The organism is Microvirga sp. Mcv34, from assembly GCF_024519725.1.
Classification (GTDB): Bacteria; Pseudomonadota; Alphaproteobacteria; order Rhizobiales; family Beijerinckiaceae; genus Microvirga.
The window spans coordinates 29742-52027 of the sequence record NZ_JALJRK010000010.1 but is presented as its reverse complement, the minus strand read 5'-3'; the positions used below and the strand labels follow the sequence as shown (position 1 = coordinate 52027).

19 protein-coding genes and 1 tRNA gene are annotated in these 22286 nt (G+C 62.7%); 11 read left to right on the top strand and 9 right to left on the bottom strand.

The genetic code is table 11. From position 1 onward, the window contains the following. The first annotated feature begins 90 nt into the window (after nt 1-90). The 6 genes from OC446_RS08275 to OC446_RS08250 all read left to right on the top strand — a co-directional run bounded on the left by OC446_RS08275 (nt 91) and on the right by OC446_RS08250 (nt 5140). A complete protein-coding gene (locus OC446_RS08275) occupies nt 91-2004 on the top strand; it encodes an ABCB family ABC transporter ATP-binding protein/permease (protein ID WP_262028565.1) in 1914 nt (637 codons plus the stop codon). A gap of 57 nt (nt 2005-2061) precedes the next feature. Beyond that, the gene (locus tag OC446_RS08270; protein ID WP_036352163.1) at nt 2062-2763 is read left to right on the top strand and encodes a phosphatidylserine decarboxylase; all 702 of its coding nucleotides are present in this window, start codon (nt 2062-2064) and stop codon (nt 2761-2763) included. Nucleotides 2764-2949: 186 nt separating this feature from the next. Next, nucleotides 2950-3804 carry a CDP-alcohol phosphatidyltransferase family protein gene (locus tag OC446_RS08265; RefSeq protein WP_262028564.1) on the top strand — a complete coding sequence of 285 codons (855 nt, stop codon included), beginning with the start codon at nt 2950-2952 and terminating at the stop codon, nt 3802-3804. A 107-nt stretch (nt 3805-3911) separates the two neighbouring features. Next, nucleotides 3912-4562, top strand: a complete 651-nt coding sequence (locus OC446_RS08260) for a Maf-like protein (protein ID WP_262028563.1) — start codon at nt 3912-3914, stop codon at nt 4560-4562. Between the two features lie 198 nt (nt 4563-4760). Continuing rightward, nucleotides 4761-4964 (top strand): DNA gyrase inhibitor YacG, encoded by a 204-nt coding sequence (yacG, locus tag OC446_RS08255; protein WP_262028562.1) that lies wholly within the window; start codon nt 4761-4763, stop codon nt 4962-4964. A 100-nt stretch (nt 4965-5064) separates the two neighbouring features. After that, a tRNA-Phe gene (locus tag OC446_RS08250) sits at nt 5065-5140 on the top strand. A 108-nt stretch (nt 5141-5248) separates the two neighbouring features. On the opposite strand, the gene OC446_RS08245 is transcribed toward OC446_RS08250, so the two are convergent. Then, nucleotides 5249-5605: a hypothetical protein gene (locus tag OC446_RS08245; RefSeq protein WP_262028561.1), complete on the bottom strand. Its 357-nt coding sequence runs from the start codon at nt 5603-5605 to the stop codon at nt 5249-5251. Next, nucleotides 5602-5787, bottom strand: coding sequence for a hypothetical protein (locus OC446_RS08240; protein ID WP_262028560.1), 186 nt, complete (start codon nt 5785-5787; stop codon nt 5602-5604). The genes OC446_RS08245 and OC446_RS08240 overlap by 4 nt, the downstream gene beginning before the upstream one ends. Nucleotides 5788-5945: 158 nt before the next feature. On the opposite strand from OC446_RS08240, the gene OC446_RS08235 reads away from it, so the two are divergent. From OC446_RS08235 to OC446_RS08215, 5 genes are all read left to right on the top strand, one after another. Next, nucleotides 5946-6695: an ImuA family protein gene (locus OC446_RS08235; RefSeq protein WP_262028559.1), complete on the top strand. Its 750-nt coding sequence runs from the start codon at nt 5946-5948 to the stop codon at nt 6693-6695. Next, a complete protein-coding gene (locus tag OC446_RS08230) occupies nt 6616-7701 on the top strand; it encodes a Y-family DNA polymerase (RefSeq protein ID WP_262028558.1) in 1086 nt (361 codons plus the stop codon). The genes OC446_RS08235 and OC446_RS08230 overlap by 80 nt, the downstream gene beginning before the upstream one ends. A 30-nt stretch (nt 7702-7731) precedes the next feature. Beyond that, nucleotides 7732-8906, top strand: a protein-coding gene (locus OC446_RS08225; protein ID WP_262028557.1) for an IS3 family transposase whose coding sequence is annotated in 2 segments (ribosomal slippage) — nt 7732-8005 and nt 8005-8906 — 1176 coding nt in all. Because the reading frame shifts where the segments join, the coding sequence is not laid out codon by codon here. A gap of 41 nt (nt 8907-8947) precedes the next feature. Beyond that, nucleotides 8948-9388, top strand: coding sequence for a hypothetical protein (locus OC446_RS08220; RefSeq protein ID WP_315986487.1), 441 nt, complete (start codon nt 8948-8950; stop codon nt 9386-9388). Continuing rightward, nucleotides 9385-12639, top strand: a complete 3255-nt coding sequence (locus OC446_RS08215) for an error-prone DNA polymerase (protein WP_262028556.1) — start codon at nt 9385-9387, stop codon at nt 12637-12639. Before OC446_RS08220 ends, OC446_RS08215 begins: the two co-directional genes overlap by 4 nt. A gap of 56 nt (nt 12640-12695) precedes the next feature. Here the strand turns inward: OC446_RS08215 and OC446_RS08210 are convergent, their stop codons facing one another. From OC446_RS08210 to OC446_RS08180, 7 genes are all read right to left on the bottom strand, one after another. After that, on the bottom strand, nt 12696-17924 hold the full coding sequence (locus OC446_RS08210) for a calcium-binding protein (protein WP_262028555.1): 5229 nt from the start codon (nt 17922-17924) through the stop codon (nt 12696-12698). A 106-nt stretch (nt 17925-18030) separates the two neighbouring features. Next, nucleotides 18031-18435: a hypothetical protein gene (locus OC446_RS08205; protein WP_262028554.1), complete on the bottom strand. Its 405-nt coding sequence runs from the start codon at nt 18433-18435 to the stop codon at nt 18031-18033. A 1-nt stretch (nt 18436) separates the two neighbouring features. Then, the gene (locus OC446_RS08200) at nt 18437-18844 is read right to left on the bottom strand and encodes a hypothetical protein (protein WP_262028553.1); all 408 of its coding nucleotides are present in this window, start codon (nt 18842-18844) and stop codon (nt 18437-18439) included. A 12-nt stretch (nt 18845-18856) separates the two neighbouring features. Then, the gene (locus OC446_RS30835) at nt 18857-20638 is read right to left on the bottom strand and encodes a hypothetical protein (RefSeq protein WP_315986486.1); all 1782 of its coding nucleotides are present in this window, start codon (nt 20636-20638) and stop codon (nt 18857-18859) included. Nucleotides 20639-20826: 188 nt separating this feature from the next. Continuing rightward, nucleotides 20827-21000 (bottom strand): hypothetical protein, encoded by a 174-nt coding sequence (locus tag OC446_RS08190; protein WP_262028552.1) that lies wholly within the window; start codon nt 20998-21000, stop codon nt 20827-20829. Between the two features lie 130 nt (nt 21001-21130). After that, nucleotides 21131-21385, bottom strand: coding sequence for a hypothetical protein (locus OC446_RS08185; protein WP_262028551.1), 255 nt, complete (start codon nt 21383-21385; stop codon nt 21131-21133). Nucleotides 21386-21639: 254 nt separating this feature from the next. Continuing rightward, complete coding sequence (locus OC446_RS08180; protein ID WP_262028550.1) at nt 21640-21789, bottom strand: hypothetical protein; 150 nt, start codon at nt 21787-21789, stop codon at nt 21640-21642. Nucleotides 21790-22286: the final 497 nt, after the last annotated feature.

The following is a 22286-nucleotide window of genomic DNA, read 5'->3' as shown; positions in this document are numbered from 1 at the left end:
CGCATAAGTTAGAACAATGACAGACTTGGGGTGAATTCATCCCGATGATCGCCTATATCGAGGTCCGACACTTCGATTGGATTCTCGCGTATGCCTCCCTCCACCGCCGTCCCGACGACGAGCGCTGCTGCGTCAAAGCCCAACGGCTTGGCTGCCACCTGGACGAAACTCTGGCCCTATCTCTGGCCCCATGGCAGGCCCGATCTCCAGCGACGGGTCTTCCTGGCCTTCGGTCTCCTGCTGGTGGCGAAGGGCGTCACCATGGTCACGCCCTTCGCCTTCAAATGGGCGACGGACGCTCTCGTGGCCGTGACGGGCAGCGCGGGCCAGGGCGTCGAAGCGGCCGCCACCTCGGGCTCCTGGCTCTGGAAGGCGCCGATCCTGCTGACCGCGATCTATGGCGTCACACGCATCCTCATGGCGGTGCTGACCCAGATGCGCGACGGCCTCTTCGCCAAGGTCGCCATGCATGCGGTGCGCAATCTCGCGCTGCAGACCTTCGAGCATATGCACCGCCTGTCGTTGCGCTTCCACCTGGAACGCAAGACCGGCGGCCTGACCCGCGTTCTGGAGCGCGGCCGCGAGGGCATCGAGGAGCTGTCGCGCCTCATGGTGCTCACCCTCGTCCCGACGATCCTCGAGTTCATCCTCGTGCTCGGACTGCTCGCCTGGGAGTTCAACTGGGTCTATTCCGCCGTCGTCTTCGCGATGGTGGTCGTTTATCTCGCCTATACCTATAAAGCGACCCAATGGCGGATCTCGATCCGCAAGCAGATGAACGATTCCGATACGGACGCGAACACCAAGGCGGTCGATTCCCTCCTGAACTACGAGACGGTGAAGTATTTCGGCGCCGAGCAGCGGGAGGCCGCGCGCTACGACCGCTCCATGGAGCGCTACGAGAAAGCCTCGACCCAGACCTATACGTCGCTCGCCGTGCTCAATGCCGGCCAGGCTGTGATCTTCTCCATCGGCATGGCCATCGTCATGGTTCTGGCGGCGCGGGACATCATGGCGGGGCGCGCCTCGATCGGCAGCTTCGTGCTCGTCAACGCCATGCTGGTTCAGCTCTATATCCCGCTGAACTTCATGGGCATGCTCTATCGTGAGATCAAACAGGCTCTCATCGACATCGACGACATGTTCGCGATCATCGAGCGCAATCCCGAGATCCAGGATAGGCCCGGCGCCAAGCCGCTCCAAGTGGCCGAGGGCGTCGTGCGCTTCGAGGACGTGCATTTCTCCTACATCCCTGAGCGTCCGATCCTCAAGGGGGTGAGCTTCGAGGTGCCGGCGGGCCATACGGTGGCGATCGTCGGACCATCGGGCGCGGGCAAATCGACCATCTCGCGCCTCCTGTTCCGCTTCTACGAGCCCACCAGTGGGCGCATCCTGATCGACGGGCAGAACGTCGCCGAGGTACAGCAGGCCTCCTTGCGGAAGGTCATCGGCATGGTTCCGCAGGATACGGTGCTCTTCAACGACACCATCGGCTACAACATCCAGTACGGCCGCTGGGACGCGACCCCGGAAGAGGTGAGGGAGGCCGCGCGCCTCGCCCAGATCGACCGCTTCATCGGACTCCTGCCGGAGGGCTACGACACGCCGGTGGGTGAGCGCGGCCTGAAGCTCTCAGGGGGCGAGAAGCAGCGCGTGGCCATCGCCCGCACGATCCTCAAGGCGCCGCCGATCCTGGTGCTCGACGAGGCGACCTCGGCCCTCGACACTTTCACCGAGAAGGAGATCCAGGACGCCCTCGACCGGGTCAGCCGCGGACGAACCACCCTGGTCATCGCCCATCGGTTGTCCACAGTCATCGGAGCCGACGAGATCATCGTCCTCGACCAGGGCCGGGTGGTCGAGCGCGGCAACCATGCGAGCCTGCTGAGCCTCGGCGGGGTCTATGCCGCCATGTGGAACCGCCAGCGCGAGGCGGATCAGGCCCGCGAAACCCTCAAGCGGGCCGAGGAGGAGGAACGCAGCCCCGAGAGCGTGGCAGGTTGACAAAAAGCTCTTTCGCCTGCCATCCCCCAGATGAACGCTCTTAAGGCTTGATAAACGATGACCGATATCCTGGAATCGATGCGCCGCATCTTCGTGCCGATCCACAAGGAGGGCTATCCCTTCATTCTGATCGCGCTGTTTGCGACGATCGTCCTGGCGTGGCTCTGGTCGCCGCTCGGCTGGATCGGCGCGATCCTGACCGTGTGGGTCTGCTACTTCTTCCGCGATCCTCCGCGCGTGACGCCGATCCGGGAAGGCCTTGTGGTCTCCCCGGCCGACGGCCGGGTGAACCTCATCACCACCGCCGTGCCGCCGGCCGAACTGGACCTTCCGCCCGAGCCGATGACCCGCATCTCGGTTTTCATGAACGTGTTCGACTGCCATGTGAACCGCTCGCCCGTCACGGGCCGGATCGCCCAGATTCTCTATACGCCGGGCCTCTTCCTGAATGCGGAGCTGGACAAGGCGAGCGAGGATAACGAGCGCAATGCCCTCGTGATCGAGACGGCGGGCACCAAGATCGGCGTCGTGCAGATCGCCGGCCTCGTGGCCCGGCGCATCGTGTCCTTCGTGAAGGTGGGCGAACATCTGAGCACCGGCGAGCGCTTCGGCCTCATCCGGTTCGGCTCGCGCCTCGACATCTTCGTGCCGCTCAACGCCCAGGTCCTCGTGGGCCTCGGCCAGACGGCAGTGGCCGGCGAGACGGTCCTGGCGGACCTGACTGCCAACGAGCCCGCGCGCCAATACCGCGTGGGCTGATGGCCTCTCGCCCGCCGGGGGAACAGCCCTTCCCGGCGGGTAGTCGGGCGGAACCGTTTGCGCGGTTTGTGCTTTTCCGTCAGGCGCAAACGGCCCAGCTCTGCTTGCCGCTCTCCTCTTGATGAGCGCATCGCTCAAGGCGGAAAACCCGATCCACTTTTCCGCCCGATGCGCTAGGTTGGTGCCATGAGTGACCTTTTCCCGCCCTTCGCTCCGGACCCGAACGAGCCGCGCAAGCGCCTCTTCAAGCCGGTTCCCTTCCGGATGATCGCCCCCAATATCATCACCCTGATCGCCCTATGCCTGGGGCTCTGGGCCATCCGGCTGGCCTTCGACGGGCAATACGAGCGGGCCGTGGTGGCGGTGATCGTGGCCGCCTTCCTGGATGGGGTCGACGGGCGGATCGCCCGCCTGCTGAAGGGGACCTCCCGGTTCGGCGCGGAGCTCGACTCCCTGGCGGACTTCCTGAATTTCGGCGTCACCCCGGCGCTCATCATCTACAGCTTCGTCCTGCACGAGCTGGGACGCGTCGGGTGGATCGGCTCCATCGTGCTCGCCATCGCGGCGGCCCTTCGGCTGGCGCGGTTCAACGTCATGATCGACGATCCGAACCGACCCGAATGGAAGAAGAACTTCTTCGTGGGCATGGCGGCCCCGATGGGGGCCATGTGCGCCCTGCTGCCGCTTTACCTGTCGTTCCTCGGCATTCCGATTCAGGATTCTTCCGTCGGCCCCGTCATCCTCGTCTATGTGGTCGGGGTGGCTTTCCTCATGGTCTCGACCATCCCGACCTATTCGGGAAAGACCATGGGCAAGTATGTGCCGCGCCAATGGGTTCTGCCGATCTTCGTTCTGTCGGTCGCGGCCTTCGGCCTTCTCATCAGCTTCCCCTGGGAGATGCTGAGCCTGATCACGGTCACCTTCCTGGCGACGATCCCGGTCAGCGTGATGCGGTATCGCAAGCTGGACCGCCAGGACGATTCAGGTGCCGCCGGGACGACCCCGTCCCCATCCGGCGCCGAGCCGCCTCCCGTCGCCTGACCGACTTGATTCAAGGCGGGCCGGTGCCATCTTGCACCCAGCGTAGCCGTTTGCGTTTGTGAGTATCCTGGACGGATCCTGCGGGATCCCGGAGCGTGGAGAGAAAAGTGGCGTCTTCTTCCGAGGTGTCGAATCCCAGCGGGCGTCCGAAGCTCGTGCTCGCATCCGCCTCGCCGCGCAGGCTTGGCCTTCTGCAGCAGGCCGGCATCGAGCCCGACGCTCTGTTGCCCGCGGACGTGGATGAGACTCCCCTGAAGAACGAGGGCGCCAAGGATCTGGCCAAGCGCCTGGCTCGCTCGAAGGCGGAGGTGGCCCGCAAGGTCGCCCGTGTCCGCGAAGACCTGAAGGACGCCTATATCCTGTCCGCCGACACCGTTGTGGTCGTCGGCAAGCGGATCCTGCCCAAGGCGGAGCTGGTGGAAGAGGCGGCGGGCTGCCTGAGGCTCCTTTCGGGCCGGGCCCACCGGGTCTATACCTCCGTGTGCCTCATTACGCCGAAGGATTCCATCCGCGAGCGGTTGGTGGAAACCCGGGTGCGCTTCAAGCGCCTCTCCCGCGACGAGTTCGAGCGCTATCTCGCCTCCGGCGACTGGCGCGGCAAGGCCGGCGGCTATGCCATCCAGAGCCTCGCCGGCACCTTCGTGGTCAAGCTGGTCGGGTCCTATTCCAACGTGGTGGGCTTGCCTCTCTACGAAGCCGCTTCCCTGCTCGACGGGGAAGGCTATCCCGTCCGCTCCAGCTGGCTCGACGCGGCCTGAGATCCATTCTTTGATGTGAGGCCTGCCTTGCGCGTGGGAGCGCCCAAGCATCGGACCCAAAAGTGGTTTCCACTTTTGGGATCCAATCCAATGATTTCTTCTTTAATGAGAGCATCGTTCTGAGCGGAAAACCGGAGCCACTTTTCCGCACGATGCTCTAGCAACCACGTTGCCGTCCGGAAGAAAAGGAGGCGCGCCATGAACGCCGCCAACGAGAACAAGCCGCTCGCGTCAGCCGGCAAATGCCCGATCTGCGGGAAACCCGCCCAGCCCGAGTACAGGCCCTTCTGCTCGAAGCGCTGCGCCGACGTGGATCTGAACCGCTGGCTGTCCGGCACCTACGCGATTCCGGCCGTCGAGAGCGAGGAAGACGACCGGGACGAGGACGATCGGGAAGCCTGAAACAATTTCCCCGAATTTTGTCGTGCGAACCGCTGGACATGCGGCTCAGGTCTGACTATACACCCCTCCACGACGCGCACGGCCTCGCCGCGCATCGGATGCCCAGGTAGCTCAGTTGGTAGAGCATGCGACTGAAAATCGCAGTGTCGGTGGTTCGATTCCGCCCCTGGGCACCACTTGCTTTTCCTGACATCTCAATGGTTTGAAGCTTAGTGGTACTTCGATACCGCCCCGGTGTTGCCGAGGGCGTTACCGGTGAATGTTCACTCTTGTTTCTTGCTCTCTCAACTTGAGGCCCTGTCCGCGTTCAGGAACTCAATTGCCTGCATGTAGCTATTCGCTGTCCAGCGGTGTGCGAGATGGAACTTGCCGTCGGGCGAAGCGATGATGACTTCGTTCTCTTCATCATCGGTCATTCCATCCAGAGTAACCGGGGTTACATGCTGCGGGCCGTTGCTCTCGCCTCGGGCATCACCGTACTCATAAATTGATGGCCGCACTACCCAGGCAATAATGGGCTGCAGCGAGAGTTCGATTACCTCGTTTCCGCTCTCAGTCCAAACAGGCCACGCTCTAAAGTATCCCGGTTGGGCTTGAATCACGGTCGGGTCGAGGAAGCGTGGGGTAGGGTGGTCTTTCACTCTGTCTTCTCCTTGTTCCTGCGCGCGACCCTCAGCTCAGCGACTCGGCTGGTCTGAACGATCTTGCCTCGGTTGTATCGCATGGTCGTGCTGAGCTGGGTATGGGATGCAGCCTTCATCACATCTTCTGCCTGTGCACCGGCCTCAAACGCTTCGGAAACGGCACCGGCACGGCTGTCCATGTTCCATACCTCATCCGGCTAACCAGCCTGTGTGCCCTCCGAGAGGGTCACAACGAAATTCTCCCCATAATTAACAGGCGCCCGCGTCAGATTGACTCTGAGACAAACGAGAACATATTAGGAACATAACCTAACGAGAGACGGATCGGGCAAGGTGCATGCGTGCCAGGCAACAGACGACGCTTGCCGATTTGCGGCACCAGATCGAGCGCCTGGACGGCGGGCGCCATCGGCGCCGCTCGTTGCCCTTCGCGGTCGCCGCCATCGATCAGCGGCTTCCTCAAGGCGGTCTGGCGCTTGGAGCGCTGCATGAGATGATCGAAGGAGGTCCTGCGGCCGAGTTCGCTGGCGCCGCGACCCTCTTCGTGGCCGGGATCGCAGCACGCCTCAAAGGGCCCGTGCTCTGGTGCCTCAGCCGCCGCGACTTGTTCGCTCCCGGTCTGATGAACGCGGGTCTGCATCCCGATCGTGTGATCTATGCCGAGACCTTTCGCGAGCGCGAGGTGCTGGCCGTTATGGAGGAGGGCCTGCGGGAGCAGAGCCTTGCCGCCGTCGTCGGCGAGGTGACGCATCTCGGACTCACCGCATCCCGCCGCCTTCAGCTCGCGGCCGAAGCCTCGGGTGTGCCGGCTCTCGCGCTCCGGCGCTGGTGGACGGTTGCCGAGAAGGAACTGACGGGGCTTCCGTCGGCCGCCGTCACGCGCTGGCGCATCGCTCCGTTTGCCTCTCATGCTCCACCGACACCGGGTTTGGGTCGTGCCCGCTGGCACGTCGAACTTCTGCGCTGCCGCGGCGGCGAACCCTATTCCTGGATTGTCGAGGCTTGCGATGCGAAGGGTCGTCTCGCTCTACCTGCCGACCTGGGCGACCGATCGGATCAGACGCCGCAACGGCGCGCCGCCGGATAAGCCTCTTGTCACCGTCAGGACGGAAGGATCGCGCCGCTTGGTCGCCGCCGTCGAGGCAGCGGCTTACGTCCTCGGTCTGCGTCCTGGTCAGACGATCACCCATGCGCAGACATTGGTGCCGAACCTGCACGTTACCGATGCGACCCCGGACGAGGACGAGGCCTCGCTCGCTGAACTGGCCCGCTGGTGCATCGGCTATTCGCCCATCGTCGCGCCGGATCCGCCTGATGGCGTATGGATCGACATCGCCGGCGCGGCTCATCTGTTCGGCGGCGAGGAGAAGCTCGTGGCCCACCTCCTCAAGCGCCTCGTCAGCCAGGGCATCCAGGCTAACGCCTGCGTGGCCGATGCGCCGGGAACGGCCTGGGCCGTCGCGCGCTACGGGAACCAGGCCGTCGTTGCGCCAGGGCGCTCGGTCGAAGCGGTGGCGAGCCTGCCGGTTCCCGCCCTGCGCCTGCCGTCCGCAACCGTCGAGGCGCTTCATCGTCTCGGGATCGAACGGGTCGGCCAGCTCGCGGCCATGCCGCGTGCGCCGATGGTGCGCCGCTTCGGCAAGGACGTGGCGCTGCGGCTCGATCAGGCCTTCGGCCATGTGTTCGAGCCGCTCAACCCGCTCGTGCCGAAAGAAACGCCGATGCGGCGCGTGACCTTCGCCGAGCCGATCGGCCGCCTGGAGGATCTGCAAAGCGTGGTGAAGCGGCTTGCCAGCCGGCTCTGCGGTGATCTGGAGCGCGCGTCGATCGGCGTGCGCCGCCTTGATCTCGTGTTCGAGCGCGTCGACCGCCGCAGCGTCGCCCTTCGCGTCGGAACGGCGAAAGCGACGCGCGAACCAGGCCATCTCGCAAAACTCTTCGATGAGCGCCTGCAAACCGTCGATCCCGGCTTCGGTATCGAGGCCGCGATGCTGATCGCCAGCAAGGTCGAGCCGTTGAGCGAGAGGCAGGTCGCGGCGAAGAGCTTGGTGGAGGGTGATGTGATCTTCCCTCGCTTTGACGGACACCTCTGATACGCTCCTGCGGGAGCGGGAAGGTGTTTGATGACGAAGACAAGGCGAGAATTCACCCCCGAGTTCAAGCGAGAGGCCGTTGCCCTGCTGGAGAGCAGTGGCCGCCCAACTATGCAGATCGCGACTGAGCTGGGGATCTCCCCATCCATGCTGCGCAACTGGCGGGCCCTTGCCCATGGAGCTGCGCCCCGGTCCAGGGCCGCTCCCACGCCATTGCCAGCTGGCAGCGCATCCCCGGCCGATCAGGCAGCGGAAATCGCCCGGCTGCGCCGTGAACTCGATCGCACCCGGATGGAACGGGACATCTTAAAAAAAGCCATCGGCATCTTCGCGGAGGTGCCGAAATGAAGTTTGGCTTCATCGAGCAGCATGCCCGCACGTTTCCGGTGCGGCTCATGTGCCGCGTGCTCCAGGTATCGCCCAGCGGCTATTATGCCTGGCGTGCCAGGCCGGAGAGCCAAAGGACGATGGCGAACCGGCGTCTGCTGCAGCAGGTCCAGCGGCTCCATGCTCGTCACCAGGGTCGCTATGGCAGCCCGAGGATGCACGCGGCTTTGCGAGCCGAGGGCCACCGGGTCAGCCGCGGCCGGGTTGAACGCCTGATGCGCCGTCATGGCATTCGTGCCCTGGCCCGCCGTCGCTTCCGGCCAACCACGACCGACAGTCGTCACACATTACCGATTGCGCCCAACCTCCTGCAGCAGGAGTTTGCAGTATCCGTGCCAAACCACGTCTGGCTGGCTGACATCACCTACATTCCCACAGATGAGGGCTGGCTCTACTTGGCAGCCGTGCTGGACCTGGCCACCCGCAAGGTGGTGGGTTGGGCCATGCGCGATCATATGCGTACCGAGCTGACCCTTGGCGCTCTGATCATGGCGGCCCAGCGGCAGCGGCCAGGTCCTGGGCTCATTCATCATTCGGATCGCGGTAGCCAATACGCGGCCGAGGCTTATGCCCGGCAGTTGGCGTCCATGAAGGCCAAGGCATCGATGAGCCGGACGGGCTGTTGTTACGACAATGCCCCGATGGAGTCGTTCTTCCATTCCTTGAAGGTCGAGCTGGTCCATCAGCGGAATTGGATGACGCGCGAAGAGGCAAGGCGGGATCTGTTCGGCTACATCGAGGGCTATTACAATCGGCAGCGCATTCACTCGGCGCTCGGGTACCTCACACCCGAACAGGCCGAGCGGAAAGCGCGCTAACCCGGTGTCCACCCAATCGGGGGAAGATCAATGCGCCATCCGTGGATCTGAGCTGTCTGGTCGATCGTCTCGGCGCGAAGCTGGGACCGAAGCGGGTCTACCGCCTCGTTCCCGTCGAGAGCCGCATGCCGGAACGAGCGGTGAAGCGCGTTCCAGCCTTGGCTCCGCCAACGGGTGCTACATGGCCTGACGCCTTGCCGCGACCGACGCGCTTGATCGACCCGCCCGAGCCCGTGACGGCCACGGCGCTGCTGCCGGATCATCCGCCGGCCTTCTTCGTCTGGCGCCGCGTGCGCCATCGCGTGGTCAGGGCCGACGGGCCCGAGGGCATCACGGGCGAGTGGTGGGTGTCGGAGCGCGAGCACGCGTCCTTACGCGATTACTACCGGGTCGAGAATGAGCAGGGTGCGCGCTTCTGGATTTTCCGCGATGCGCCCGCCGACGAGGGTGGCCGCTGGTGGCTGCACGGGCTGTTTGCATGAGCTATGCAGAGCTTCAGGTGACGACGCATTTCTCGTTTCTGCGTGGGGCCTCGAGTCCGCGCGAACTCTTCGAGCAGGCAAAGCTCCTCGGCCTCTCGGCGCTCGGGATCGCCGACCGCAATTCACTCGCCGGGATCGTGCGCGCCCATGAGGCCGCGAAGGAAACAGGCGTGCGCCTCGTGGTCGGATGCCGGCTCGATCTCACCGACGGCACGTCGCTGCTCGTCTATCCCACGGACCGCGCTGCCTATTCCCGCCTGTGCCGCATGCTGAGCCTCGGCAAGAGCCGGGCAGGGAAGGGCAAGTGCGCTCTCCTGTGGGAGGATGTGGAGGCTTGGAACGAAGGCCTGCTCGCAGTGCTGCTCGGCGATCGTGCCGATGAGGATCTGGCGTTCAATCTTCAGCGGCTGAAGCGCACCTTCGGCAACCGGGCCTCCATGGCGCTGATCCGCCGCTTCGCGCCCGACGAGCATCTGCGCCTGTGGCAGGTCGAGCAGGCCGCGCAGGCCGCGGGTGTGCCGACGGTCGCGATGGGAGACGTCCTCTATCATCATCCCTCGCGCCGGATGTTGCAGGATGTGGTGTCCTGCATTCGCCAGGGCTGCACCATCGATGAGGCGGGCTTCCGGCTGGAGCGGCACGCCGACCGCTTTCTCAAGGATCCGACCGAGATGGCGCGGCTCTTCGAGCGGCATCCCGAAGCCTTCGCGCGCACGGGCGAGATCGTCCGGCGTTGCCGGTTCTCGCTCGACGAACTGCGCTACCAGTACCCGGGCGAGACCGAACCGGGCGAGACGGCACAGGAGAAGCTGGAGCGGCTGACCTGGGAGGGCGCCAGACGACGCTATGGGAAGGAGCTGCCGGACCTGGTTGCATCGCAGCTCCGGCACGAGCTCACCCTGATCGAGAGCCTGAACTATGCTCCGTATTTCCTGACGGTCCATGCCATCGTGAGCTTCGCCCGCTCGCGCGATATCCTCTGCCAGGGGCGAGGCTCGGCGGCGAACTCCGCCGTCTGCTATGTGCTCGGCATCACGTCCATCGATCCTGTCCGCTCGGGTCTCCTCTTCGAGCGCTTCATCTCGCAGGAGCGCAACGAGCCGCCGGATATCGACGTCGATTTCGAGCACGAGCGGCGTGAAGAGGTCATCCAATGGATCTACGACACCTACGGCCGCAACCGGGCCGCGCTCACGGCCGTCGTGAGCTGCTACCGCGCCCGCGGCGCCGTGCGCGAGGTCGGCAAGGTGCTGGGCGTGCCGGAGGACGTGACGGGCGCCCTGTCGGGCCTCGTCTGGGGCTGGAGCAACGAGGGCGTGAGCGAGAGCGAGGTCAAGGAGCTCAATCTCAACCTCGCGGATCCGCGCCTGCGCCTGACCCTGGAGCTGGCGCGCGACCTGATCGGCGCGCCGCGTCATCTCTCGCAGCATCCGGGCGGCTTCGTGCTGACGCAGGACCGCCTCGACGATCTGGTGCCGATCGAACCGGCCGCCATGGAGAACCGTCAGGTCATCGAGTGGGACAAGAACGACATCGAGATCCTGAAGTTCATGAAGGTCGACGTGCTGGGCCTCGGCATGCTCGGCTGCATGCGCCGCTCCTTCGAGCTCTTGCGCGAGCACAAGGGCATCGGCCACGATCTGGCGTCCATTCCGCCCGAGGATCCCGCCACCTACGCCATGATCCGCCGCGCCGATACCGTCGGCACGTTCCAGATCGAAAGCCGGGCCCAGATGGCGATGCTGCCGCGGATGAAGCCCAGGACCTTCTACGATCTCGTGATCGAGGTCGCGATCGTCCGGCCCGGACCGATCCAGGGCGACATGGTTCATCCCTATATCCGCCGGCGGGAAGGCCGGGAGGAGGTGTCCTATCCGACGCCGGAGCTGGAGCGGGTGCTCGGCAAGACGCTCGGCGTTCCGCTCTTCCAGGAGCAGGCGATGCGCGTCGCCATCGAATGCGCCGGCTTCACGCCGTCGGAAGCCGATCAGCTGCGCCGCTCCATGGCGACCTTCAAGTTCAAGGGCGACGTGTCGAAGTTCCAGACCAAGCTCACGCACGGCATGCTGGCGCGCGGCTACACGCAAGACTTCGCCGAGCGTATCTTCAAGCAGCTCGAAGGCTTCGGCTCCTACGGCTTCCCCGAGAGCCACGCGGCCTCCTTCGCGCTGATCGCCTATGCGTCGTCCTGGATGAAGTGCCATCACCCGGACGTGTTCTGCTGCGCGCTCCTCAACGCGCAGCCGATGGGCTTCTATGCGCCGGCCCAGATTGTGCGCGATGCGCAGGCGCACGGGATCGAGGTGCGCCCCGTCGACATCAACCGCTCGCGCTGGGACTGCACGCTGGAGCCGACCGGCCGCAAGGGCCGCTTCGCCGTGCGCCTGGGGCTTTGCCTGGCGAAGGGTCTCGCCAATGCCGACGGCGCCATGATCGTGCTTGCGCGCGGCGATGCGCCTTTCGCTTCGATCGAGGATCTCTGGCTGCGGGCCAAGGTTCAGGTTGCCTCGCTCGAGCGGCTGGCCGAGGCCGATGCCTTCGGGTCCTTGCGCCTCAATCGCCGGGATGCCCTCTGGACGATCAAGGGCCTGGGCGACGCGCCATTGCCGCTCTTCGCGGCGGCGGACGAGCGTGACGGCCTGTTCCGCGCGGAGATCTCCGAGCCGGATGTCCCGCTCGTGCCGATGACCGAGGGGCGCGAGGTGGTCGAGGATTACCGCTCGAAGGGTTTGACGCTCAGGCACCATCCGGTCGCCTTCCTGCGGGACGAGCTGGAGCGCCGCCGCATGATCCGCTGCGCGGACCTCAAGCGGGTCTGCGATGGCCAGCGCGTCACCGTTCCCGGCCTCGTCCTCGTGCGCCAGAAGCCGGGCTCGGCCGGCGGCGTGACCTTCATGATGATCGAGGACGAAACCGATGTGGCGAACCTCGTCATCTGGCCGTCTCTCTTCGAGCAGCAGCGGCGGTTGATCCTGTCGGCCGGTATGATCGCCTGCCGCGGCCGTGTTCAGAAGGAGGGACAGGTGATCCACGTCGTGGCAGAGCACATGCTGGATCTGTCCGATCTCCTGCGAAGTGTCGGGGATCGGGAGGAGCCATTCCCCTTGCGCCATGGGCGCGGCGACGAGGTGAAGCATGGCAGCCGCCCCGATCCCCAAAAGGCGCCGGTGCTGGAGCCCAAGCCTCGCGACATCTACGTGCCGGATCTGCGCCTCAGCAGCATCAAGGTCAAGACACGGGATTTCCGGTAGTGTGCGGCTATCGCCGCACGTAGCTGCTCTTGTCGGATATTCCGATGTTCTTCAGGTTAGAATAGGAAAGCCAAACCATCCCAATCTTTAAGTCTTTGAACGTACATCTCAGCGATGGTGCCGGGACTGGAATTGCCTAAATCATAGAGGATCCAGCCATCCCAGTTTCCAGTCTGATCCACGGCCAGAGCGTAGATACCTACTCCATCCCAGTTCATGACTCCAGGGCGATCGAGAAAGTGGAGAAATACCTTGTAGGTTCGGCCCTCTTCTATCCGCGCCGCATCGAAGGTTATCCCTTCAACAAAGTTGAGCCGCACGCCGCCATACTCGCGCGATTTCCAGATCTTGGTGTCCCAGGCTTGATTGCCGAGATCCTTCTCCTCGATGATGCGTAGGCTGCTGTCATAGAGCGTCGACTTCCAGGAAAACTTCTCCACTCCATTGATGATCTTGCCCCTGATCGAGATCGTGTCCCAGTTCTGGCCCTCGTAGTCGAGCCTGTCGATCGTGTAGGTGTCATCGTCATTGACACGCTTGTGATAGACCTCATCGCCATCGTGATAGCGTTTCTCGAAATGGTCCCAGGATGCTCCGCTGAAATCCCAGCCAAATTCCTTGATGAGTGTTTCGCCATGGTAGTACTTGTCCTCAAGCTTATTGGCGCCGTGCCACACCTCCACATGCCGGGTCCAGCTCTCGGAACCGGTGCGATCGAAGATCTCGACCACCTTGCGATCGGCATAGGTCGTCTCGATCCGGTCGGTCAAATCACTGATCTTGACGGTGATCCGCTCCAGCCATGAGGGCGCCTCCGCAAGACTCCACTCGTGCACCGTCTTGGTGTTGCCGACGACAGTGTGCTGGTAATACATCGTACCAAAGAAATCGGTGCGGACCTCGTACGTAGAGGAGGCGGCTCCACCGCTGAACTCTCGGTAGACATGCGCGTCTCCTGCATATTGCTCCCATTCCGTCAGCTTGGTGCTGCCGTTGTAGAGCGTTTCGCACCACTCCCATCCCTGGCTGGACCAGTTCCAATCCTTGATGGAATGCGTGCCATTGTCGAACCAGAACTTTTGCTGGATCTCCCTGAACAGGCCATCCCTGGTCAGTTCGGTGCGCGTCCACGGCTGCCCGTTGAAGTCCCATTCCCGCTCGACGATGCGTTCCTGTTGCACCGTAGCGCCGTAGAATTTGTAGATTTCCCAATACTTGTTGTTGCCGGTGTCCCGACGCTCCTCGAAGGAGACCCATTCCTCGCCGGCTACTTGCGCGGCGTTCACGCCGTCGCGGTAATTGTAGCCGTCCTGGCTGTAATCCGAGCCCCTGACGACGCTGGAGCCGTCATCGTTCACAATGGTCTCGATGAGCACCTGCTGGGCCGCGTTGAGCTCCTTGAGCTTGGTGTCCCAAGTCTGTCCGGCGCGGTCGGTCAAGCGCTCGATGAAGTCCACCGGCCCGAGTTCGCCGTCATCGATGGTCTCGAACTGCCGCGAGGCGATCCCAGCCTGATAATCGGCAAGACTGTCGTAAGTGCTCGCGCGGTTCACCCAATTGTACTGATCGATCGCTTCTGGGTCGAACTCCCACTTCGTGACGGTGCCGTTGCGGTTCGTGTCGACCTGGCTGATCAGATTGGCCTGCGCATCGTAGGTCTGCACATAGGATGACCACACCAGCAGGCCGGTGAGATCCCAGGCCTTGGCGAGACGCGTTCCATCCGGATGGAACACCGTCTCGCTCATCAGGTCGCCCGCGATGTTGCGACGCTGGACATAAGTCTCGATGATCGAGGGATCGTCGGCGGACGGGCGCCAGCCGAGACGGCTCTTGGAGCCGTCGCTGTTCTCCACGTCATAGGCCATCGCGGCATCGGCCGCGGTGATGTAATTCAACTCCGCAATGCTGAGATCGCCATCGGCGAAGCGGAAGATCTCGATATCGGCAAGGTCGGTCCCATCCGGCGAGCCGGCGCGCAGATCGACGATGGAGTACCGCCCGATCGCGGTGTTGAAGCGGATCAGGTAATCGGTGCGGTTGCCGGTGAGCACGATCGTGTCGGTGCCGGAACCGCCATCGATATAGTCCGTATCCGGTCCTCCAATCAATATATCGTTGCCTTCACCGCCGAAAAGTTGATCGGCTCCGCCGCCGCCGACTAGGGTGTCGTTGCCGGCCCCGCCCGAGAGCTTATCGTCGCCGAGGCCGCCGTCGAGACTGTCGGCACCGGCGTCTCCGGTGAGCACGTCGTGTCCGTCACCCCCGAGCAAGGTGTCGTCACCAATTCCACCCCACAGCTTGTCGTCGCCCAAACCGCCGTCGAGGCTGTCATTGTCCTCGTCGCCATAGAGCAGGTCGTCCTCGGAGCCGCCGAGCAGCGTGTCGTTGCCCGCGCCGCCGTAGAGGTCATCGGCTCCGGCATCGCCGGACAGAAGGTCGTGCCCGGCGCCGCCCTTGAGCATGTCGCGGCCCGTGTTGCCGTAGAGCCGGTCGTCGCCGGCTTCACCCACGAGCGCATCGTCGCCGGTTCCGCCATAGAGCGTATCGTTGCCGGATTCACCGATCAGCGCATCGTTACCGGATCCGCCATACAGAAGATCGTTCCCGGCGCCGCCATTGAGATCGTCGTCGCCGTCCTCACCATGCAGCACGTCGTCATCGGCCTCGCCGCGCAGGCGGTCATCGCCCGTGCCGCCCTCCAGCGTATCATGGCCGGTGCCGCCTTCGAGGGTGTCGCGATCCGCGCCGCCCTTGAGGTGGTCGTCATCGGCCCCGCCGATCAGCTTGTCGTCGCCGTCGCCACCCAGGAGAAGGTCCGCGCCGTCGCCGCCGACGAGCCAGTCACGGTCGGCCCCCCCGTCCAGGGTGTCCTTGCCCGCCCCGCCCTGAAGTTCGTCGCGGCCCAAGCCACCATCCAGGCTATCGTCGCCCTCGTCCCCGAAGAGCAGGTCGTCGCCGTCCTCGCCTTCGAGCCGGTCGTTGCCCGCGCCGCCATGGAGCTCATCGATTCCGCCACCGCCGCGCAGGGTGTCGTCACCGGCTTCGCCGTCCAGATAATCGCGGCCTTCGTCCCCGAACAGCAGGTCGCTGCCAGCGCCGCCATAGAGATCGTCGTAACCGTCGCCGCCATAAAGCGTATCGGCTCCGTCGCCTCCTTTGAGGGTGTCGTCGCCGGCCTCTCCTTCGAGCAGGTCGTCACCCTCATCGCCATTGAGCTGGTCGTCGCCCTTGCCGCCCTTCAACGTGTCCGCGCCCGCGCCGCCATATAATGCGTCGTTGCCGTCTAGCCCCTCCAAAACGGTTTCTTCATCTGATCCCAGGAGGGTATTATTCTCTTGGTTACCCGTGATGTGCTGGTGGACCAGTTTCTCCTTGGCATCGAACTTCAGCGTAAGGTGAATGCCTTTGACCCAACCTTCGTATGAGATGACCTTTCCCTTTGCAGTTTTAGTGAAAAGGGCGGAAATCTTGCCCTTCGCATCGTAGGTTGCACTCAGGGTCTTCCCAGCTTTATTTGTGAGTAGAGCAGCGCCATAGCCGGATTGGCCGAGCTTTAAGGCACGACTGCGCTCACCTTTACCTTTGAAGATTTTGTATTTCGTGCCATCCCCGAGATCAATATCGATGTCGCTCTTACTTTTCACGATAGAAGCATCATTCTGTCCTGCTTTGAGGATCATATCGGCAATTGCCACCTTCTTGCCGTTTGTAAGTTTAAACACCGCCTTGCCGACACTGCGCGATCCATCGGTGTATCGCCGGGTCTTGCCATCCGTCGTGAGCGGAATAGAGGTCATGCCGATTTCATCGAGCGTCTTGAGTTCACCAGGCTCAGTAACGGCATTGCTGTTCCCATCGATCCAAATCCGGAAAAAGCGGAAGGCCTCATCGGCCTTTGAGAGAAGGCCATCCTGGTTGGTATCAAATCGCTTCCGCAACGCCTCAAGATCGGTCTTCTGACTTCTATCCCAGTGCCAGAACACGAATTCAGCAGCTTGGTCGATCACGCCATCCGGTTTGAAACTGCCGTTGGGGCCTAGATCGATGACCAACACGCCATCGCCGCCACCAACCCAAGCGGTGCGTCTGAGTTTACCGTGTCCAGTAAGATCGAAGAACGCAGAGGATTTGTGCAGTGGGACGATCTCGATGCCGTCGCCATCGAGATCGACGAATATTGGAGGATATTCAGACTGAGACGGTCCTACATGTACGGAGAATGATAGCGGAGTATCCTCGTGCTTGCGCTCACCTTCGACATTCCCCAAAGCATCATCAACATTGCCGTTATCGCCATAACCAGTCCCTGTGCCAACAACTCCAGGTATGCCAGATCCGATGCTGGTGCCATTACCATGATGGCCGTTTCCGGTAGAAGTCCCGTCCTGGGGATTTTTATCATAGCCTTCGCCCGGCTCGCCGCTGTCTCGCTCTGATCCACTTGAGGCGCCGTCAACCGATGTATTGGCTGGGCTGTCAGGAAGATTGTTGCCAGACTGGCCTGAGACAGGGCCTGCGGGATTGGCAGTTTCGGCTGCAGCAATCTTTGCGGCCTCGAAGATTTCTTTCAAGCTCTCCGCAATAGCAACAGTTGCCCAGACCACACCTTTGAACGCAACAATCGACAGTGCCTTTAAAAAATTATCCTCTTGAATCTTGGGGCGTAGCGATTCGAAATTCTCCTTAGTGACCTTGCTATATGTCTTGCCGCCGTAAGTGAAATCTAGCTTTACATCTTTAGCTTTCAGAAATGGATCATTTAAGAGATGCCACACGGCATTTGTCGCTGCGACATAGGGCACCTTACCCGTTAGTTCATGATCAAAGCTGTCATCCCGGGGCTTGATCTGAAGGTCGCGAATTTCGATGTTGCCATTCTTGTCAACGTGAACCTTGCCGCCGCTAATGGCGAATGGGCTTGAGCCAAATACCCAAGACCGAAGAAAGTGGTCAGGACTCCACACGTCCGTCTTGTAATTGCTCAAGACTGCCGTGATACGACTCTTGTCATTGGGATTTCCATCATCTGTATAGAAGATAGCATCCTTGTTATCCCGATCTTTCGAAACAAGATCGTAGACACCCGGATCAAGAGCGATCTTGCCACTAAGTAAGTCTTGCAGAGCTGGGATCTTCGTTGGATCGAAATACTTGCCAGGGCCCTGCTCCATAAACCAGTCCACATCGATCTGATAATGGGGAATCTTACCGCTAAGCGCATCACGTTCTAGTTGCTCGATGCTAAGCCATCCTGCATTCAGCGTCTTGATATGATCCTGCATGTCAGCCCCCGATAGATGAGAATGCTGCGCAAAAGCTAGTCAGTAAGCTGTTTGCTCCAGCTGTGCCTTTGATCTTGATGATGATTGCTCTGAATAAGCTTTCAGTTCAGCGCCGTTCGGTCCAATGATCGGTAACGATGTCGTATCGGCAGGAGGTGAACTGGACGCTATACCCGTAGTCGTAGTCCCCTCTGGGAGACGTGAACCTCAGGGCGACATTCCACTCTCTGCCTTCATTGGCTTGAGGATCGATGCGCTGAACCGAGCAGCATTTCTCCTTCCGCAGTTCCCGATCCAGGTCCTGAACGGATTGGAACGTGTCTCTCCAAAACCAGGCATCGTGACGGAGGAAATATTTGCCGAATTCAAGCGCATCGGCCTCTGTGACGATTTTCACGCCGTCTTCACAGGGGCTAGGTCGCCATGTGATCACCCACCAGCCATAAGCGAGTAGCGCAATCCAGGACGCGAGTGTGACCCCTAAGACGACACGGGTGGGGGACACTTGCATGTCAGTGCTCCTCACGCGTGATCTTGGTGAGAATCTTATACCGGCATGGCGTGAAGCGAACCTCGTACCGTTCGATGCCCTCGCCCGGCTTGGCGAGTCTCAAGGATGTCGACCACGCACGCCCCTCATTCTCCGATGGATCAATCGCCTGAACTGCGCAGCAGCCTTCCTTTTCAAGCTGTAAATCTAAGTCTGTTAGGGTTTGAACGCCTTCAACGCGCCAAAATTGCTCATCCCGGCGCAGCCAATACTTGCCGAACTCAAGAGCGTCTTCTTGGGAATCTATCTTCTGAAGATTGCTGCAAGACCCAATGTTCCAAAAGACGAACGCAAGCCCACCCGCGAATGCAATCAGGGGAGTGCAGATGAGGACCGCGAGAACGGTTCGGAAAGTCGTCGCAATCGTCATGCTCATGCCCTCCTAAATCACGAAGAAGTCTTTGGCGCCGAGCGCCAGCTTCTTCGATAGCACGGCGATCTTCACCGCAGCAGCCTTGCCGGTGCCGTCCGGATCATAGGTCAGCACGCCGTTCTTCGGATTGTAGATTAGCCGGTCGTTTCCATCGTGCGCTTTCGTGCCTTTCCAGAACTTGGACGAACCGAGCTTTGCGGGCTTCGTGAGCGACCCCTTAGACCCCAGCGCCTTGAAGACGGCGTTGTCGAGGAAGATGCTGTCGTCGGGCCCATTGAAGTCAGTGATCCGGTCCACGTTCGTGGACGCGCTGGGCTTGGTGTCGAATACGAAGGTGTCCCTGCCTTCGCCGCCTGTCAGGCTATCATGGCCCTGCTTGCCATAAAGCACGTCGTCGCCGAGACCACCCGAGAGCTTGTCGCGCCCGCGGGTGCCGATCAGGGTATCGTTGCCGTCAGTGCCGAGGACCGAGCCGTCCGACCAGACGAGCGTTTCGTCCCACACGTCCTCGACCGCGATGGTGAAGCTGTGGTCGATCACCGTGCCGTCTGCGGCGGTGGCCCGCACCTTCACCTCGTGCGCGGGATGGCTCTCGAAGTCGAGCTTGGCTCCGGCCGCGACCAGCAGCCGGTCGCCGTCGAGAACGAAGCGCCCTCCGGCGCTGTCGAGAAGATGATAGGAGAAGCCGCTCAAACCGGGCGCCCTGGCCGTCAGCAGGCCGACCAGCGTGCCGCCGAGCGACAGTTCCGGCACGGCCGCGTGGCTGAGGAGCAGTTGCGGCGGCTCGACCAGCACGCTCTGGTCGATCCGCACGGTCGAGGTCGAGCGCCGGCCGCCCTCGTCCGTCAGCGTGATGACGATCTGCTGCTGAACGCTCGTCTCCGGCACTTGATCGGCCATGGTGTAGGTCAGGGCGCGCAGGATCTCCTGCACGCGGGCCGGGGTCGCATTGGCGTTGAAGATGACGCTCAGGCCGGAGTCAGAGGCGTCCCACAACATCCCGATATCGGTTCCGCCGACCCGCAGGGTGCTGCCGGAGGCATAGCCGCCCTCCAAGGCCACCGTGCCGGAGAGATCGATCCGTAGTTTGCCGGGCGCGGAGAGCCCGACCGGCGCCTCCACCTTCAGCAGGGTGAGCAGCCCGTCATCCTCGGTCAGGGCAGCATCGCGATCGTGATCCACGAACACCCGCTCGCCGGCCTCGACCTCGAAGCGGTCGCCGTCGAGGTGCTCCGTGATCGGGGCCAGATTGATGTGCGTCCCCGCCGCGTCTACGACCATGTCGATGCCCTGCCGGTGAAGCTGCCGGATCTCGGCGGCCGTGAACGTGACGCTTGCCGCCACGAGCCTGTCGTTCTGGCTCGAGATTCCCGAGGCCAGGAGCGCTGTCTCCGCATTCCCAACGGTCAGCACGGCGCCGTCGGTCTGCAGGGAGATCCGGTCGATCCCGATCAGGGTCTTGCCCGTGAAATCGAACGCGCTGCCGACCAGTTGCAGCTCATCCCAGTGCGAGGCCGGATTGGCGCCGCCATTGAAGGTGATGACGCCCGCCGCCTGTTCGGCATTCAGGATGACCGTGTCGTGCCCGTCCGAGCCCTGGATCGTCTCGATGCCGGAAATGGACTGAAGCTTGGTGAGATCGAACGTACCGCCGCCCAGCAACTGCAGGGTGTCGTTGCCGCCCAGCCCATCGAGAACACCGCCTTCGATGTCATCCTCCGTGGCGGTGAAGACATCATCGCCAGACGTGCCGGGAGGGAATGAAACCAGGGGGGTAAAACGAGCTGACATAGGAAGGGGCGGCCATAAGACGGGATATATTCTTATGTGCAACCTATAGTCAGTCCCTTCGGGGTCTGTCTAGTTATTTTGTTGCAATGATTTCGCCAGTCAGCAACTGCCTTAACGTCACTGGATTCTGGGCCCAGCGGTATCGCTCACGAGGTTCGAGGGTTATGCGACGCGGCGTAGGCTCGCCCTTACCCCGCTCTCTTCGCAGCCCTATGCAGCTTCAGGTTGTCGATTTTGCTGTACTCGTATTGCGCCAATGCCGCTCCGATCTGGCCGAACAGCGCCCCGATGATCAGTCCCGTGACGATGATCAGCGGCAGCTGGCGCCAGTCGAGGTGGGTCTTCGTCAGGTCCTGTGTCATCGCTCTTTCTTCGCGTGAGCCGTCGATTCACGACGCGATTGCGCGGCGATCTTAGCACGTCATCAAGTGGAGTTGAGTAGGGCGCATCGTGTGCACGGGCAAGGAGAACCTGACCAGGAACGAGTCGCGTTCAGTGAGAACGGGGCATCACACGTGCGGTTCGCCATCGTTGCCCGGCGCGTTCCGTTTTGCCGGCGGCCTCGAAGGCCTCGGTGGCGATGAGAGAGGATCCGCGGTGGGAGGTCTGCTGCTCGGCGAGGGAGATCGCGATGCGCGCCAGGTCCCTGAACTCCTCCCGCAGAGCCTCTGGAGCATCGTCCCAATCGCCCGGATGCTCGGTAGCGTAAAACGCCTGCGCGACACGTTCAATCTGGTTGGGCGTCATGCAAGTCTCCCTGCACCTGTTAACCAGATAGGTAATACGGAAGGCATTCGTTCCCTTTCTCTTTGGAGTTACTCCTTCTGATAGGAACTAAGTCTATGAAAATACTGGGCGCGCTACCGCTTTCGATCGGAAAGATTCCTAGGAAAGTTTCCAATAGCCTCGCTCGGCTTCTCCTCAACCAGCCGTTTCGACGGACGCTCACGAGCCGCGTGACACACCTTGCGCGATGACGCATAGGCGCGACCCGCTCGCTGTCACTTCCTCGCGCAGATCGCCCGGGCGATCATGGCCTTCGAGCCGTCTCCGGTAGAGAAGCAGTAGACCCCGGCTTCATCCATGTCGAAACGGTCGCCTCGGCTGCAGGTGCCGCTGATCGGGTATTCATCCTCGTTGCAGCGCGCCATGCATCGGCCCTGTGTCGCGCATTCCTGCACGAAGACCCTCAGGATCGTGCCGGCGAGGCCTGCCTTGCCCTCGGGACCCGCTTTTCCCTCCGGGCCGGCCGGACCGGGAGGTCCGACGGGACCGGTCAGGCCCGCCGGGCCGATGGGGCCAACGGGACCCGGGGGGCCGATGGGGCCGATCTCTCCGGCAATGCCCTGCGGACCCGGAGGGCCGGCAGGGCCCACGGCGCCGATGGGGCCGGCAGGACCTGTGGGTCCCGGCGGTCCGGCCGGTCCGGGTTCGCCACGCGGCCCCGGCGTCCCTTGCGGCCCCTGTGGTCCCTGGTAGCCTGCCAAGCCCTGCGGGCCTTGCGGCCCGGGAGGTCCCGCCGGGCCTTCAGGTCCGATCGGTCCGGCCGGTCCCGGCTGCCCTCCCGGGTTGGCTTGGGCTTCCGCAGTTCCGGGCGGGCCCGGAGGCCCGGCGGGTCCCTGCGGGCCCATCGGGCCGGCTGGGCCGG

Bases quoted from the DNA above. Each gene is read 5' to 3' on its own strand.
- OC446_RS08240 (WP_262028560.1), bottom strand. From the start codon at position 5,787: ATGGACAGCCGTGCCGGTGCCGTTTCCGAAGCGTTTGAGGCCGGTGCA.
- OC446_RS08210 (WP_262028555.1), bottom strand. From the start codon at position 17,924: ATGCAGGATCATATCAAGACGCTGAATGCAGGATGGCTTAGCATCGAG.
- OC446_RS08270 (WP_036352163.1), top strand. From the start codon at position 2,062: ATGACCGATATCCTGGAATCGATGCGCCGCATCTTCGTGCCGATCCAC.
- OC446_RS08265 (WP_262028564.1), top strand. From the start codon at position 2,950: ATGAGTGACCTTTTCCCGCCCTTCGCTCCGGACCCGAACGAGCCGCGC.
- OC446_RS08205 (WP_262028554.1), bottom strand. From the start codon at position 18,435: ATGCAAGTGTCCCCCACCCGTGTCGTCTTAGGGGTCACACTCGCGTCC.
- OC446_RS08275 (WP_262028565.1), top strand. From the start codon at position 91: ATGCCTCCCTCCACCGCCGTCCCGACGACGAGCGCTGCTGCGTCAAAG.
- OC446_RS08230 (WP_262028558.1), top strand. From the start codon at position 6,616: ATGCGAAGGGTCGTCTCGCTCTACCTGCCGACCTGGGCGACCGATCGG.
- OC446_RS08215 (WP_262028556.1), top strand. From the start codon at position 9,385: ATGAGCTATGCAGAGCTTCAGGTGACGACGCATTTCTCGTTTCTGCGT.
- OC446_RS08190 (WP_262028552.1), bottom strand. From the start codon at position 21,000: ATGACACAGGACCTGACGAAGACCCACCTCGACTGGCGCCAGCTGCCG.
- OC446_RS30835 (WP_315986486.1), bottom strand. From the start codon at position 20,638: ATGTCAGCTCGTTTTACCCCCCTGGTTTCATTCCCTCCCGGCACGTCT.
- OC446_RS08185 (WP_262028551.1), bottom strand. From the start codon at position 21,385: ATGACGCCCAACCAGATTGAACGTGTCGCGCAGGCGTTTTACGCTACC.
- yacG (WP_262028562.1), top strand. From the start codon at position 4,761: ATGAACGCCGCCAACGAGAACAAGCCGCTCGCGTCAGCCGGCAAATGC.
- OC446_RS08180 (WP_262028550.1), bottom strand. From the start codon at position 21,789: ATGGCGCGCTGCAACGAGGATGAATACCCGATCAGCGGCACCTGCAGC.
- OC446_RS08235 (WP_262028559.1), top strand. From the start codon at position 5,946: ATGCGTGCCAGGCAACAGACGACGCTTGCCGATTTGCGGCACCAGATC.
- OC446_RS08200 (WP_262028553.1), bottom strand. From the start codon at position 18,844: ATGACGATTGCGACGACTTTCCGAACCGTTCTCGCGGTCCTCATCTGC.